Here is a 14,593-nt window from a genome sequence, read left to right on the forward strand (position 1 = left end):
TCAGGCCTGCGCCTGGGCCTTGAGGAAGAGTGCGAACAGCTCCGGCTGCGACTTGATATTGAGCTTGGCGTAGATGTGCCGGCGGTGGACCTTCACGGTCTCGGCGGAGATATCCAGCTTGTTCGCCACCTCCTTGTTGGAGCAGCCGCTCAACATCAGGCGGATCACATCGAGTTCGCGGGCCGTCAGCGGCGTGCCGAGGCGCGCCATGGCCTGTTCCAGGTCGCCCTGCCAGCGGCGCGCCTGGGGCGCCGGCGGCTCGACCACGGCGCCTTCGAAGAACAGCCGCTGACGCATCAGGCCGGCCACCCAGGGGCGTGCCAGCTCAAGCAGCGCCAGGTGTTCGGGGGTGAATCGGCTCAAGCTGCCGAGCGACAGGCAGAGCGTGCGTGCCGCGTCGAGCTGCACGTTGTAGTGCACCTCGTCTTCCTTCACGTTCTGGTTGAAATAGAGCCGGTAATACTCCGTCTGGGTGAAGCGCTCGGGCGCCACCTCCGCCAGGCGGAACAGCCCGCTCGCCGGCTTCTCGCGGTTGGCGATATAGAACGGATCGAGCAGGTACAGGCCCTGGATGTAGTCATGGAACAGCGGATCGGGAGACTCGCCCTCGTAGGGGCTTTCGGCAAAGGAATAGGGCCGGCCATCGCTGAACATCACGGCCACCCAGGAATCCACCGGCACGTAGTCGCCCAGCACACGCACCAGCGAACACCAGAAACCGGGCTGGTCCAGTGCCTCGATCAACTGCCCTATCGCGCGGTGCCAGGCCATGTCCGCAAGGCTCAGGTTCATGCTCGTACCCCCTGGGGTTAACTATTCGGCGTGATAGGAAATTGCTAGGCGAAACGCATACTTGCATTGCCTCCGGGAGCTTGTCACTGCCCCGCGCGGGCTCTTACGAACAACAACAAGGTCCAGCCATGAAACTCGAACTGGTACAGCTCGCAGCGCGTGACGGCGACACCGGGCACAACCTGCAGCGCATCCTCCAGGCCATCGCCACCTGCGCGCCCGATACCGACCTGGTGGTCTTCCACGAGGCACAGATCACCGGTTTCCTCGAAGCCGACAACATCGCCAGCAACGCCGAGCCCCTGGATGGCCCGAGCGTGCGTGCGATCCAGCAGGCCGCCCGCGACTGCGAAGTCGCCGTGGTGGTCGGGTTGATCGAGAACGACGATGGGCGTTTCTACAACACCACGCTCTTCATTGCCCCCGAAGGCGTCCAGGCGAGCTACCGCAAGACCCATCTGTGGGTGGGCGAACCCGGCCTGGTCGAGCCCGGCGATCGCTATGTGAGCATCCAATGGCGCGGCGTGCGCATGGGCCTGCTGATCTGCTACGACACCGAATTTCCCGAGACCGCCCGCGCAGTAGCAGAGCTGGGCACCGAGCTGCTGCTGGTCACCGACGGCAACATGGAGCCTTACGGCCATGTGCACCGCACCTCCATCGCTGCCCGCGCCCAGGAGAACCAGTTCTTCGCCGTGGTGGTGAACCGCGTCGGCGACGGTAGCGACGACCTGGTCTTCGCGGGCGGCAGCGCCGCTGTCGACCCGTTCGGCCACACCCTGTTCGAGGCCGGACGCCAGGAATGCCGGCACAGCGTGAAACTGGACTTCAGCCAGATCGCTGCCGCCCGGGCACTTTACGACTACCAGCGCGAGAAACGCTTCCAGCTGCCCGGTCAACGCATCGAGCACGCCGATGGCCGGCGCGAACTGCTGATTCCCTGAGCCGCCAGCGGCTCTTTCCGGTTGCAACCTGCCCATAACAATCACAACGAAAATCGCCAGCGCGTCTTGCGCACGCTGGCCAGGAGCGCCCCATGAAAGCCCCGTTCCTCCTCGCACCGATGCTGGCCCTGAGCAGTCTGTTCGGTACGGCCTTGGCCGACGAATCGCCCACCGTGCACCTGTACAACTGGTACGACTTCATCGCCCCAGAGACTCCCAAGGCCTTCCAGCAGGAAACCGGGATCAACCCGGTGCTGGATGTGTTCGACAACGCCGAGGTGATGCAGAGCAAGTTGATGGCCGGACGCACCGGCTATGACGTGGTAGTCATCAGCGGTGATGTGCTGCCGAACCTGATCAAGGCGGGCGTGCTGCAGGAGCAGGATCGCTCGAAGCTGCCGAACTGGTCGCACCTGGATCCGGAAGTGCTCGCCACCCTGCAACGCAACGACCCCGGCAACCGCTACGGTGCTCCCTATATGTGGGGCACCACCGGTATCGGCTACGACGTCGACAAGCTCCACCAACTGTTCGGCGACAACCCGCCAGTGAACTCCTGGGACCTGATCTTCAAGGAAGAGAACATCGCCAAGCTCAGTCAGTGCGGCGTGGCCATGCTCGACGCGCCCGGAGAGATCATCCCCATCGCCCTGCACTACCTGGGCCTGCCCAGCAACAGCCAGAACCCCGATGATTACCGCAAGGCCGAAGCGCTGCTGCTGAAGATCCGTCCCTACGTGCGCTACTTCGACTCTTCGAAATTCATCACCGACCTGGCCAATGGCAACACCTGCGCGGTGGTCGGCTGGGAAGGCGGCGTGTTCGATGCGCGCCTGACCGCCGAACGCGCCGGCAATGGTCGACGAATCGCCTACACCATCCCCCGTGAAGGCGCACCGGTCTGGGTGGAGAACTTCGTCCTGCTCAAGGACGCGCCGCACCCCGCGCAAGGCCTGGCGTTCATCAACTACATGCTGCGTCCGGAGGTGGTCGCGAAAAGCTCCGACTACGTCGGCTATCCCAACGCCAACCGCGACGCCACGGCGCTGGTGGACAAGAAACTGCGCGACAACCCGGGCGCCTATCCGTCCAAGGAAGTCATGGCCACGCTGTTCCCGGTCGAACCACTGCCGTTGAAGACCGAGCGCATCCGCACCCGCGTCTGGAGCAAGGTGAAGACCGGGACCTGAGCCGAGCCATCATCGCCAGCAATATCCGTTATCAAGACGCCGGTAATGATCCCTGGCGGCGGAACCTGTAGCGTGCTCATCTGACGCATTCCGCCACCAGAGGATCAGTGCCTTGCCCCGTCTCCCACTGCAACGCGCGCCCGTCGGCGACTACGACCACTCTCCGCAATCGCACGGCGGCCGTTTCCGCAACCTCACGCCGCGCCCGGCTGATATGCCCGAACCCAGCGCGAAGGTGCTCTGGGATGTGTTGTTCAACAAGCCGAAGAACACCGTGCCGCGCGCCCCGGTGCCGGTGCGCACGCTGAGCCGCGACGAACTGGAGCAGGCACCCGACCGCAGCCTCTACCGCCTCGGCCATTCCACCCTGCTGATCAAGTTGCGCGGCGGCTGGTGGTTGACTGACCCGGTGTTCTCCGAGCGCGCCTCGCCTTTCAGCTTCGCCGGGCCCAAGCGCTTCCACGCGCCGCCGATTGCTCTTCGTGACCTGCCGCCGATCCGCGGCGTGATCCTCTCCCACGATCACTATGACCACCTCGACCGCGCCACCATCGCCGTGCTGGCCGACCGCGCACAGGTCTTCCTCACCCCGCTGGGCGTGGGCGACCGTCTACTGGATTGGGGCGTGCCGGCAGAGAAGATCCGCCAGTTGGACTGGTGGCAGAGCACCACGGTGGACGGCCTTTGCCTGACCGCCACCCCGGCGCAGCACTTCTCCGGCCGCGGCGTGCGCGACGGCAATCGCACCTTGTGGTGCTCGTGGGTGATCGAGGACGACCGCCTGCGCCTCTTCTTCAGTGGCGACACCGGCTACTTCGACGGATTCGCCGAGATCGGCCGGCGCTTCGGTCACTTCGACCTGACACTGATGGAAACCGGCGCCTACAACGAACACTGGCCCTACGTGCACATGCATCCGCAGCAGACCGTCCAGGCGCACCAGGACCTCAACGGCCGCTGGCTGCTGCCGATCCACAACGGCACCTTCGACCTGGCCATGCACGCCTGGTACGAGCCTTTCGAGCGCGTGCTTGAAATTGCCGGCGAACGCGGGCTGGCCGTTACCACCCCGCTGATGGGCGAGCGCATCGACATCCAAGCGCCGCACCAGGGCGAGCGCTGGTGGCGCGGTGTGGTGGCCGAGGAAGCCCGCGCGCCGGCGCCGCGCTGCGGCTGCCGCACGGCCCGGGAGGGTTGAGCTCAATCGCTGGCCAGCTCGAACAGCTGCCAGCGTACCGAGCTGACGCCCTTCTCCAGGCTGATGCGGCTGACCATGCGTTCCAGCTGGCCGACGGCGCCATGGCCGCCGAGCAGTTCGGCACGCACTTCCAGTTTTGCCGGGTTGGTCTGGTCTTCGCTGTGCAACGACTGCAGGCGCAGCTCGCTGCTGTCCAGGCTGTGCAGCATCAGACTGCGCACCTGGATTTCGTCTTCGGCCCGGCAGACGACGGCCACACCATAGCGCTGTTCGGCTTCGTTGGCCGGCAACACATCCTGATGGTTGATGCGCTGGGCGATATCGCGCAGCAGGATGTTGGCGCAGAGCACCACCACGCTGCCGAGCGCAGCTTCCAGCAGCAACCCCATGCTGCACAGCACGCCGATGGCGGCGGTGCACCAGAGCGTGGCGGCGGTGTTCAGGCCGCGCACGTTCAAGCCATCACGCATGATCACCCCACCGCCCAGGAAGCCGATCCCGGACACCACATAAGCGGCGATACGCGGGGCATCCGCAGAAAGCCCCGGCATGGCCTGGGTCATCAGCACGAAGAGACAGGCACCAGTGCTGACCAGTGCGTTGGTACGCAGGCCGGTGAGGCGCTGGCGCAGTTGGCGTTCGGCGCCGATCAGGGCGCCCAGGATGAGAGCGGCGGCGACCCGCAGCAGGAAGATTTTCCAATCCATGTTCCACCTCGTTTGCGGCGCACGGCCGCTCCATGCGCCGGGCGATGCCGGCGCGCATTCGGGTGTGGATTGCGAGAGGGCGAAGGGCCGGATGGCCCCGCAGGGGAATGGTGAAACGTCATCCCGTGGTGGGATGCGTATCGCCACTGTCCGCAACGCAGCGAGACAGTGGCAGGGTTCTGCCGGACGGCTCGCTGTTCAGACCTGTCGCAATCGACCAGGGCAAGTGTCCAAGGCAGGACTCCTCTTCAAATTCAAAAAATACGGCCGGACCCGGTGTGAGCACTGCCCGGGACAGCTACCGGCCGCGAGTCGTCATCATCGCGCGGCAGCCTTAAGGATTTCTTATCGGTCGTCAGGCTGCGCCATCGCCCAGCAGCCTTCGTAGGCCAGCACCGCCACTTGTTTCACACACCCTCCTGGCCCGATCGAACTCTGCATTCGCCCGTCTGAACATCGCCTCGGGCACCTGGCCGGAATACTATGAACGAACCCACCGCACGTCAGTACAGGAGAGTGTCATGCCGTTGCCCGTCACCACCCGGGAGCACTGGATCAGCAGCGAGAAAGGCCGGTTGTTCGCCCGGGACTGGACGCCCGCCGAAACCCTCGGCGAGCCGCTTCTGCTGCTGCATGACTCGCTGGGCTGCGTGACCTTGTGGCGCGATTTCCCGGAGCAGCTCGCGCGCTTCACCAGCCGCCAGGTGATCGCCTACGACCGCCTCGGTTTCGGCCGCTCCGAGCGCTACCCCGGCGCCCTGCCCCTGGACTTCATCGACGACGAAGCGCGCACCACCTTCCCCTTACTGCAACAGCACTTCGATTTCCAGCGCTGCGTGCTGTTCGGCCACAGCGTCGGCGGCGCCATGGCCGTGGCCTGTGTGGCACAACATCCGCAAGCCTGCGCGGCACTGATCACCGAGTCCGCACAGGCGTTTGTCGAGCACCAGACCCGCGACGGTATTCGCGCCGCCGACCTGGAATTTGCCCGCGAAGGCCAGCTGGAGCGCCTGCAGAAGTACCACGGCGACAAGGCATTCTGGGTGCTGCGCGCCTGGGTCGATACCTGGCTGTCCGACGACTTCAGCGACTGGAACCTGGACGCCGAACTGGCGCAGATCAGGTGCCCGATCCTCAGCCTGCACGGCGAGCAGGACGAATACGGCTCGGCCGCGCACCCGGAGCGTTTCACCTCGGTTCCCGGCGTACCGACGATGCTCAGGCTACTGCCCGATTGCGGCCACGTTCCGCACCGCGAGCAACAGGCGGCGGTGCTGCAGGCGGTGGGCGAATTTCTTCAGCGGTACGTGCCCTGATCCCCGCCAGCCGCCGGCTGCAGCAACTACCGTCCGGCTGAAAAGTTGAATCTGGTGTCGCGCGGCGCAGTCACTACGACCAGGCGCAGTCGCCTTGCCTTTCCGTACGGAGCGAGGCGGCCTGAAGGGCGTCGTTGCGCAGCGGATTCGCAGGGCTCGCGCAACGACCGGACTGCTTTCGCTGCGCAGGTAGGTTCGCTCATGTGCCGCCTTCTTCTTCCTTTGTTGCTGTTCACCCTGTGGGCGCCCTCTTCCATCGCCGCCTCCATCGGCACCACCACCGACGAGAAAGCCCAGGCCGCGGTGACCAAGGCCGAAGTGCTGGAGCAGCAGGTCGCCCACCCGGCGATGGCGACGGCCAGCCCGGCGCCCATCACACAATCAGAGGTCAAGGCACTGGACCCGGCCGGCAAGGCACCGCTGGACGACGCCATCGTCTGCCTGTCCCGGACCCTCTACTGGGAAGCCAAGGGTGGCGGCAAGGCGGACATGGAGGCAGTGGCCAATGTTGTGCTCAACCGCATGGGGCACGGCGGCTTCCCCGACACCGTGTGCGGCGTGGTCAAGCAGGGCCAGGCGCAGAAGCACTGCCAGTTCTCCTGGTGGTGCGACGGCCGTCCCGACCAGGTGGAAGAGAAGAATCGCTACGATATCGCCAAGGAAATCGCCCGCCGCGCGCTGAACCAGCAGTTGAGCGACCGCACGCGCGGCGCCATGTACTTCCATGATCGCCACGCCTCACCGGCTTGGGCGAAGGAGTACATCCGCACGGCCGAGACCGACGAGTTCGTCTTCTACAAGCCGCGCGGCGGTGATGCCCGCTAGGACACTTCAGGTCAGCTGACAGCGCTGGAGCCGTCGCGCTGGCCGTCCATCCAGCGCACCAGGGCCTCACCGAATTCCGGCGGCGCCTTGCGCCCGACGCGGCGCGCGAGGTCGAGCACGGTGTGCTGGGCCAGCGCTTCTTCCATGCGCTTCTGCGCGGTGAGCATGACCGCGTGGATCGAGCAGGTGCCGCAGGTCGCCCACTCCGGCGGGGAACCGTCGAACACGGCACAGCGGCCGCGGATGTCACGGCACTCGAAGATCTGCTTGTCGCCATCGATGGCCTTGACGATATCCAGCACGGTGATTTCGTCTGCCGGCCGCGCCAGTCGGAAACCGCCGCGCACACCTTCTGTCGCCGCCACCAGCCCAGCCTTGGCCAACTTGGTGAAGACCTTGGCGAGCAGCTCCTGGGGCACACCCTGCAGCTCCGCCAGCGCACGCACGCTGGAGTCACGGCTGTCGCCCTTCTCGTCTGTCAAAAAGAGCAGGCAGTGAATGCCGTACTCCACCCCCGCACTGTACAAAGCCATCACAAACTCCGACTAAATAAGTCGCACTATTCTCATACCGAATCGCGCATCCAGCAAGCACTTAAGCATGCATTCTGACGAGCCGTCACCCGCGGCACGGCCATCGCTGCGCTTTTCAGCGCTTCCCGCATAAACAGAAGCAGCGCCGCCTCCCCAGGCGTGGCCGTGACGAACGGTCGGAGTTTGCGGTAAAAATCGGTTGCACCGGATAACTACGACAAATATAGTCGTAGTTATCCGAGGCGAGCCGGGAAGCGAACCGCTCCGATATCAGGCACTCGGGAACCCAACAACCTGGATTCATCCTTTTCGTCGGAGAGCACCATGAAACAACGCATCCTGATCGTCGGCAGCGGCTTCGCGGGTATGTGGAGCGCCCTGAGCGCCACGCGCCTGCTCGACCTGCACCAGCGCGGCGACATCGAAGTCGCCGTCCTCGCCCCCCAGGCCGAACTGCGCATCCGCCCGCGCTTCTACGAACCGAACGTGCACCAGATGGCCGCACCACTGGGCGACCTGTTCGGCGCCGTGGGCGTGACGTTCATCCAGGGCACCGCCGAGCAGATCGACGTCGATGGCCGCCAACTGGACTACCGCGACGCCAGCGGTGAGATCGCCACCCTGGGATTCGATCGCCTGATCCTCGCCAGCGGCAGCAAGGTCGCCCGCCCCAGCCTGCCGGGTATCGAGCACGCCTTCGATGTGGACGAGATTGACCAGGCCGTGCGCCTTGAAACGCACATCCGCGCGCTGCACCAACTGCCGGAGTCCGCAGCACGCAATACCGTAGTCGTCGCCGGGGGCGGCTTCACCGGCATCGAGACCGCCGCTGAAATGCCGGCGCGCCTGCGTGAAGTGCTCGGCGCGGACGCCAAGGTGCGGGTCATCGTGGTCGATCGCGGCAGCGAAATCGGCGGCGCCCTGGGCGTCACCTCACAGTCCGTGGTAGCCGAAGCCTCCACCGAACTGGGCCTGGAATGGCGCCTGAAGTCTTCGGTGGAATCCATCGACGAGAACGGCGTGACCCTGTCCAGCGGCGAGCGCATCGACGCGAAGACAGTGATCTGGACCGCCGGCGTACGCGCCAGCGCGCTGACCGAGCAGGTGTCCGCCGAGCGTGACCGCCAGGGCCGCCTCCACGTGGACCGCAACCTTCAGGTGATCGGCCAGGACGCGGTGTTCGCTACCGGCGACACGGCTTACGCCGCCACCGACGATGTCGGCAACCACGCGCTGATGACCTGCCAGCATGCCATCGCTCTCGGCCGCTCGGCCGGCAACAACGCCGCCGCCGACCTGCTGGGCGTGGCGCCGATCCCGTACAGCCAGCCCAAGTACGTGACCTGCCTGGACCTGGGTGCCTGGGGCGCGCTGTTCACCGAGGGCTGGGACCGCCAGGTGCGCTTCCAGCGTGAAGAAGGCAAGAAGATCAAGACCGAGATCAACACCGTGTGGATCTACCCGCCCGCCGCTGATCGCGCCACTGCACTGGCGGCTGCCGACCCGATGATTCCGGTCGTGGCCTGATGCGCTGTACGAAGCCCCGGTTGGCACGAGCCTTCCGGGGCTTTTTCATGCCTGATTCACACGATTTACCCTACAGGTAGCGCTTGTCGCGCGGCAGGCAGAGGGATTCGACCATCCGCGCCAGGGTATCGATCACTTCCTCGCGCCCCAGCAGCGGCTGCGCCTCGCTCAGGTAGCGCGCAGTGGTGTACTGCAAGGAGTTGATCACTACGAAAAGCACGGCCGGCAGGTTGTCGATGCGGTAGTCGTCGAAGTGGCGCATCAGGTACTGCCGGCACACCTCCATCATCTGCCGCTCGAGGCTCTGGAACACCGGCGCGGCGTTCAGCCGGTGCCAGTGCCGCAGCAGTTCGCGTTGCGCCGCATCGCCTTCCACCTGCTCGAAGATGCCCTCCAGCACCGCACGGGTCACGCTGCCGATGTCCACGCCCAGGAGCGGCGTGACGCGTTCATGCACTACCTTCATCAGCGTGCCGGCGCGCTGCATCAGCAGGGCCTCGACGATCATTTCCTTGTTGGCGAAGTACTGGTACAGCGAGCCAACGCTCACGCCGGCGCGCCGCGCGACATGATTGGTGGTCAGGCCGTCCAGGCCATGCTCGCCGATTTCCAGCGCCGCGGCCTCGACCAGCACGGCCACCATTTCGTTGGCGCGCTGCTGCTGGGGTTGCTTCCTCATGTTTCTCTCCTGGTGCGAGCCGGATACGAGTTGAATGCGAGCAAATACTCGCAATAGCGTAATTCGAGGCATCCACCCGGCAACCAAACCAAGGTATGAATCGATGAGCGCAACCGCCCTGCCTACCCGACACGGCGCTGACCTGCAGCGCGCCCGCCGCACCGCTGCGCCGGTCAAACGCTTCCTCAAGGGCCCGAGCGAGCCGGATGCCGCAACCTGGCAGGCCATCGGAGAGTCCCTCACGGTGGGCGACGCGCCCATGGATGCGCTGGTGGAGTGGATGTTCGAAGTCGGCCTCGGCAACGGCATGCGGCTGTACGAACAGGCGTTGAACCAGGGCATCGCCGCGATTTCCGACGCACCGCAGGCTCTGAGGACGTTCTTTGCCCAGGTCGACGCGCTGCCCGCCTGGGTCGACCCACTGCGGCTCCAGGAAGGTGCCCGTGCCTGCGGGCTGTCCGGGCTGACCGGTATGCGCGTGCTGCGTGATCTCGGCCTGCTGGCCGGCTACCAGGCCTCCGGGATCAACCGCACCCTGGTGCTGACCGGCGCCCTGGAGAAAGGCCCGCAGCGGCGCATCGCGGAAACCACCAAATGGTGGATCGACTGCACCCGTCCCGGCGGCATGGCGCGCGGCGCGGCGGGCTATCGCAGCACGCTGCACGTACGGCTGGTGCATGGGCTGGTGCGGCGGCGTGTATCGCGCCTCGAGAACTGGGACTTTGCCCACGACGGCCTGCCGGTCAACCAGGGCGACATGCACGCGACCTACCTGGCCTTCTCCGTGATCTTCCTGATCGGCCAGCGCATGCTGGGTGTCGCCCTGAGCCGCCGCGACCGCGACGCCATCATCCACCTCTGGCGCTACATCGCCTGGCTGATGGGCGTCGAGGAGCGCTGGCTATGCAGCAGCGAGAACGACGCGATCCGCGCGCTCTACCACAACCTGCTGTCACAGGCGCCGGCGGACGACAGCAGCCGCATCCTCGGCTCCGCACTGGTGGACGAACCCCTGCAGCGCCACTACGCCAACTTCGCCTGGCTGCGCGGACGCCTGAACCGCGCTATTCACCTGAGCATCGCCGGCACCTTCATCGACGCCGATGGCCGCCGTGCGCTCGGCCTGCCCGGCGGCAGCCTGCCCTGGTACCCGTTGCTGACGGCGCCACCGCGATTCGTCTTCCACTGCGTGCTGCGCGCCCTGCCCGGCGGGCGCAACTGGCTGGTGCGTCATGGCCTGCGATGCCAGGAGGACTACCTGCGGACCTTGTTCGGTGGCGCCGATCCGCAGCTGATCTCCCCGCCCCCGCTGAGCGCCGATGACACCCAGCCCTGAAATGCCCGACGTCGCTTCCGGATGAAAAAAACGGCACTCGCAGCGCCCTCTCACGCTCGATATACGGGAGAGGCTTCGAGGAACCGCCATGGGCACACCGCAAGAACTGCTGGAGCTACCACCGGACCTGCATTACGTCGACGACAGCCTGCCAGGTATCAGCCGACGCCGGCTGCGCGGGCGTTTCGCCTACTTCGATCCGGGCGGCGAGCGCATTCGGGTGGAGGCGGAGATCGAACGCATCAACCAACTCGCCATCCCGCCGGCGTACATCGATGTATGGATCTGCCTCGATCCCCTGGGCCACCTGCAGGCCACCGGGCGGGACGGGCGTGGGCGCAAGCAGTATCGCTATCACCCGCGCTGGACCGAAGTGCGTGACGGCGCCAAGTACGAACGGCTGCTGCGCTTCGGCGAATGCCTGCCAGCCCTGCGTCGACATATCGCGCAGGACCTGGCACTGCCTGGACTCGGTGCGGAAAAGGTCATGGCGACTGTGGTCGCGTTGCTCGATCGCACGCTGATCCGTATCGGCAACCAGCGCTACCGCAAGGAGAACCGCTCCTTCGGCCTCACCACGCTGAACAACCGCCATGTCGAGGTACAGGGCACGCGCATCCGTTTCGCCTTTCGCGGCAAGAGCGGCGTACGGCACAGCGTGGATATCGAGCACCCGCGCCTGGCGCGCATCCTCCGGCGCTGCCTGGAACTGCCCGGCCAACAGCTATTCCAATACCTGGATGAACAGCAACAGCGCCATATGATCGACTCCCGCGACATCAACGCCTACCTGCGCGAACACGCCGGCGCGGAGTTCACCGCCAAGGACTATCGCACCTGGGCCGGTACCACCCTGGCTCTGGAGCACTGCCGCAAGACGCGCTGGCAAGACGAGAAGAATGCCAACCGCCAACTCAAGGAGATCATCCAGCGGGTCGCCGACGAGTTGGGCAATACCCCGGCGATCTGCCGAAAATGCTACGTGCATCCACGGGTAATCGAGGCCTTTGTCGCCGGCGAACTGGCAGGCCTGCGCAAGGCGCGCAAGCGACAACACCTCAGCGCCGAGGAAGCCACCCTGCTGGCGTTCCTCACCACCGACCAGACGGCGAGCGGACATCGCGCTGCCGGTCCTGGCGGCCAGCTGGAACGCAATAGCTCTAGGCCACCAGTGCGAGAATCGTCCGATACGGCCAAACTGGAAAGCTTTCATACAGGGATGTCAGACTGATCTGCCCCCGAACCTCCGGCTCTCGCAGTCGGTCCCACACGGAGTGCCCCGCCTTGCTCGCCGCCGAGACCGCCCTCGAACACGCCATGGAGCGTTGCGCCCAGGAACCGATTCAGCTACCGGGCAGCATCCAGCCCCATGGATTTCTGCTCGTCCTGGACGAGGCGAACCTGCGCGTCCTGCAAGCCAGCGAAAACGCTCAGCGCTGGCTCGGCCTGCCTGCCCACGAATTGCAGGGCCGCGACTTCGCGGCCCTGATCGACGACGATTTCGATCTGCGCGAACACCTGAAACGCCTGCCCGACAGCGAGATTTTCCCCTTCCACATCGGCGATATCCGCCTGCGCCAGGGGACCAGCACCGGCAAGCACGCCACCGTCCTCGTGCATCGCCACGACCAGGTACTGATCGTCGAGTTCGAACCCCGCGAGAAACGCGAAGACAAAGGCTCTTCGGTGGACTTCTACCCGCTGATACGTGCCTTCGTGGCCGGTCTGCACAGCGCCGACAGCATCGAGGAGCTGCTGCGACGCTCGGTGCACGAGGTCAAGCACATCACCGGGTTCGGTCGAGTGAAGGCCTACCGCTTCGATGACGAGGGCAACGGTCTGGTCATCGCCGAAGCCGCCGACGCCGGCTACTCGGAGTATCTGGGGCTGTGCTTTCCCGCCAGCGACATCCCGCGGCAAGCTCGAGAGCTTTACCGGATCAACCGCATCCGGGTGATCGAGGATGCCAATTACCAGCCATCCCCGCTGGTTCCCGCTGAGAATCCACGCACCGGCAAGCCGCTGGACATGAGCTTTGCCGCCCTGCGCAGCGTTTCCCCAGTCCACCTGCAGTACATGCGCAACATGGGTACGCTGGCGTCCATGTCACTGTCCATTGTCGTGGACGGGCGGCTCTGGGGGCTGATTTCCTGCCATCACCGCGAGCCACGCGTCGTCGGCTTCCAGACCCGTACCGCGTGCGAGTTGCTGAGCAGCGTCTTGTCGCTGCAGATCGAATCCCGCGAATCCCATGCCAGCGCGCGCCAATTGCTCGACCTGCGCCAGCGCATCGTGCAGATGCTGGCTGCCATGGCCGACCACGACAGCGTCAGCGAAGGCCTGCTGGACTTGCCCGACGTGCTGCTCGGGTTCGCAAACGCCAGTGGCGCGGCGGTGATTTCCGCCGAGCACTGCGACCTGGTGGGCATCACGCCGCCGGAGTCGCAGATCAATGCGCTGGTACATTGGCTCGCCAGCCGGGGGGATGAGGCGGTCTTCCACAGCGACAACCTGCAACGTGATATCCAGGAACTGCCCGAACTCGCCCGACACGCCGCCGGCGTGCTGGCCGTCGCCATCTCGCAGATCCACTCGCACTACCTGGTGTGGTTCCGCCCGGAGCAGGCGCGCACGGTGAACTGGGCCGGGCGCCCGGAGAAGGACATCGACCCGCAGGGCAAGCTCAATCCGCGCCACAGCTTCGAGCGATGGCAGGAGGAGGTTCGCGGCTTCTCCGCCCCCTGGGAACCGCTGATCATCGATGCCGCGGTGGAACTGCGCACGTCGGTGCTTGGCATCGTCTTGCGCAAGGCCGAAGAACTGGCCCAACTGGCCGGCGAACTGCGCCGTTCGAACAAGGAACTGGAGGCCTTCTCGTACAGCGTCTCTCATGACCTGCGCGCACCGCTGCGGCACATCGCAGGCTATGCCGAGTTGCTGGGCGAGACCGAGGGTGACGCGCTGAGCGAGCGCGGCCGCCGCTTCCTCCAGCACATCGAGGAGGCGGCTCGCTTCGCCGGCACGCTGGTGGACAACCTGCTGAGCTTCTCGCAGATGGGCCGCTCCGCGTTGCGCCTCTCGGAAGTGGACCTCAATGCCCTGGTGGAAACCATCCGCGTCGAGATGGAGCCCGATTACGCCGGCCGGCACATCATCTGGGAGGTCGAACAGTTGCCTCGGTTGACCGGCGACCCGGCCTTCATCAACCTGGCGCTGCGCAACCTCATTGCCAATGCCATCAAATACACCCGCGGCCGCGATCCCGCGCACATCGAGATCGGCGCTCGCCAGACAGCCTCCGAAACCGAAATCTTCATCCGCGACAACGGCGTGGGCTTCGACATGGCCTATGCCGGCAAGTTGTTCGGCGTCTTCCAGCGCCTGCACCGGATGGAAGAGTTCGAAGGCACCGGGATTGGCCTGGCCAGCGTCCGCCGCATCGTCGAACGCCATGACGGAAGGGTCTGGGCCGAAGGCCGGATCGACCATGGCGCGACCTTCCATTTCGCCCTGCCCCGCAACCCCCACTGACGGAAACCCCGCGTA

General features: G+C 65.5%; 13 protein-coding genes. 9 read left to right on the forward strand and 4 right to left on the reverse strand.

Translation table 11 applies throughout. The annotated features are described in order from the left end of the window. The gene (locus AC1ZV1_RS17780) at nucleotides 1-792 is read right to left on the reverse strand and encodes a LuxR C-terminal-related transcriptional regulator (protein ID WP_484292877.1); all 792 of its coding nucleotides are present in this window, start codon (nucleotides 790-792) and stop codon (nucleotides 1-3) included. Between the two features lie 128 nt (nucleotides 793-920). Between AC1ZV1_RS17780 and AC1ZV1_RS17785 the strand changes: the two genes are divergently transcribed. From AC1ZV1_RS17785 to AC1ZV1_RS17795, 3 genes are all read left to right on the forward strand, one after another. Continuing rightward, entirely contained in the window at nucleotides 921-1,736 is an 816-nt protein-coding gene (locus AC1ZV1_RS17785) for a carbon-nitrogen hydrolase family protein (RefSeq protein ID WP_484292878.1), read from the forward strand. A gap of 92 nt (nucleotides 1,737-1,828) precedes the next feature. Beyond that, nucleotides 1,829-2,926: a polyamine ABC transporter substrate-binding protein gene (locus AC1ZV1_RS17790; RefSeq protein ID WP_484292879.1), complete on the forward strand. Its 1,098-nt coding sequence runs from the start codon at nucleotides 1,829-1,831 to the stop codon at nucleotides 2,924-2,926. A 112-nt stretch (nucleotides 2,927-3,038) separates the two neighbouring features. Next, nucleotides 3,039-4,124: an MBL fold metallo-hydrolase gene (locus AC1ZV1_RS17795; RefSeq protein WP_484292880.1), complete on the forward strand. Its 1,086-nt coding sequence runs from the start codon at nucleotides 3,039-3,041 to the stop codon at nucleotides 4,122-4,124. Nucleotides 4,125-4,126: 2 nt separating this feature from the next. Here the strand turns inward: AC1ZV1_RS17795 and AC1ZV1_RS17800 are convergent, their stop codons facing one another. Continuing rightward, a complete protein-coding gene (locus AC1ZV1_RS17800) occupies nucleotides 4,127-4,831 on the reverse strand; it encodes an MgtC/SapB family protein (protein WP_484292881.1) in 705 nt (234 codons plus the stop codon). Between the two features lie 521 nt (nucleotides 4,832-5,352). Between AC1ZV1_RS17800 and AC1ZV1_RS17805 the strand changes: the two genes are divergently transcribed. Next, a complete protein-coding gene (locus AC1ZV1_RS17805) occupies nucleotides 5,353-6,147 on the forward strand; it encodes an alpha/beta fold hydrolase (protein ID WP_484292882.1) in 795 nt (264 codons plus the stop codon). Between the two features lie 201 nt (nucleotides 6,148-6,348). Then, on the forward strand, nucleotides 6,349-6,972 hold the full coding sequence (locus tag AC1ZV1_RS17810; RefSeq protein ID WP_484292883.1) for a cell wall hydrolase: 624 nt from the start codon (nucleotides 6,349-6,351) through the stop codon (nucleotides 6,970-6,972). A gap of 11 nt (nucleotides 6,973-6,983) precedes the next feature. On the opposite strand, the gene AC1ZV1_RS17815 is transcribed toward AC1ZV1_RS17810, so the two are convergent. Beyond that, nucleotides 6,984-7,505: an RrF2 family transcriptional regulator gene (locus AC1ZV1_RS17815; protein ID WP_484292884.1), complete on the reverse strand. Its 522-nt coding sequence runs from the start codon at nucleotides 7,503-7,505 to the stop codon at nucleotides 6,984-6,986. 324 nt (nucleotides 7,506-7,829) lie between these two features. On the opposite strand from AC1ZV1_RS17815, the gene AC1ZV1_RS17820 reads away from it, so the two are divergent. Beyond that, nucleotides 7,830-9,032: an NAD(P)/FAD-dependent oxidoreductase gene (locus AC1ZV1_RS17820; protein WP_484292885.1), complete on the forward strand. Its 1,203-nt coding sequence runs from the start codon at nucleotides 7,830-7,832 to the stop codon at nucleotides 9,030-9,032. A gap of 70 nt (nucleotides 9,033-9,102) precedes the next feature. Here AC1ZV1_RS17820 and AC1ZV1_RS17825 read toward each other — a convergent pair whose 3' ends face one another. Next, the gene (locus AC1ZV1_RS17825) at nucleotides 9,103-9,711 is read right to left on the reverse strand and encodes a TetR/AcrR family transcriptional regulator (protein WP_484292886.1); all 609 of its coding nucleotides are present in this window, start codon (nucleotides 9,709-9,711) and stop codon (nucleotides 9,103-9,105) included. A gap of 103 nt (nucleotides 9,712-9,814) precedes the next feature. On the opposite strand from AC1ZV1_RS17825, the gene AC1ZV1_RS17830 reads away from it, so the two are divergent. From AC1ZV1_RS17830 to AC1ZV1_RS17840, 3 genes are all read left to right on the forward strand, one after another. After that, nucleotides 9,815-11,047 carry an oxygenase MpaB family protein gene (locus AC1ZV1_RS17830; RefSeq protein WP_484292887.1) on the forward strand — a complete coding sequence of 411 codons (1,233 nt, stop codon included), beginning with the start codon at nucleotides 9,815-9,817 and terminating at the stop codon, nucleotides 11,045-11,047. Between the two features lie 88 nt (nucleotides 11,048-11,135). Beyond that, nucleotides 11,136-12,278 (forward strand): DNA topoisomerase IB, encoded by a 1,143-nt coding sequence (locus AC1ZV1_RS17835; protein ID WP_484292888.1) that lies wholly within the window; start codon nucleotides 11,136-11,138, stop codon nucleotides 12,276-12,278. Between the two features lie 86 nt (nucleotides 12,279-12,364). Then, on the forward strand, nucleotides 12,365-14,578 hold the full coding sequence (locus tag AC1ZV1_RS17840; RefSeq protein ID WP_484297584.1) for an ATP-binding protein: 2,214 nt from the start codon (nucleotides 12,365-12,367) through the stop codon (nucleotides 14,576-14,578). The last annotated feature ends 15 nt before the right edge of the window (nucleotides 14,579-14,593 follow it).

The organism is Pseudomonas sp. BB438, from assembly GCF_057180225.1.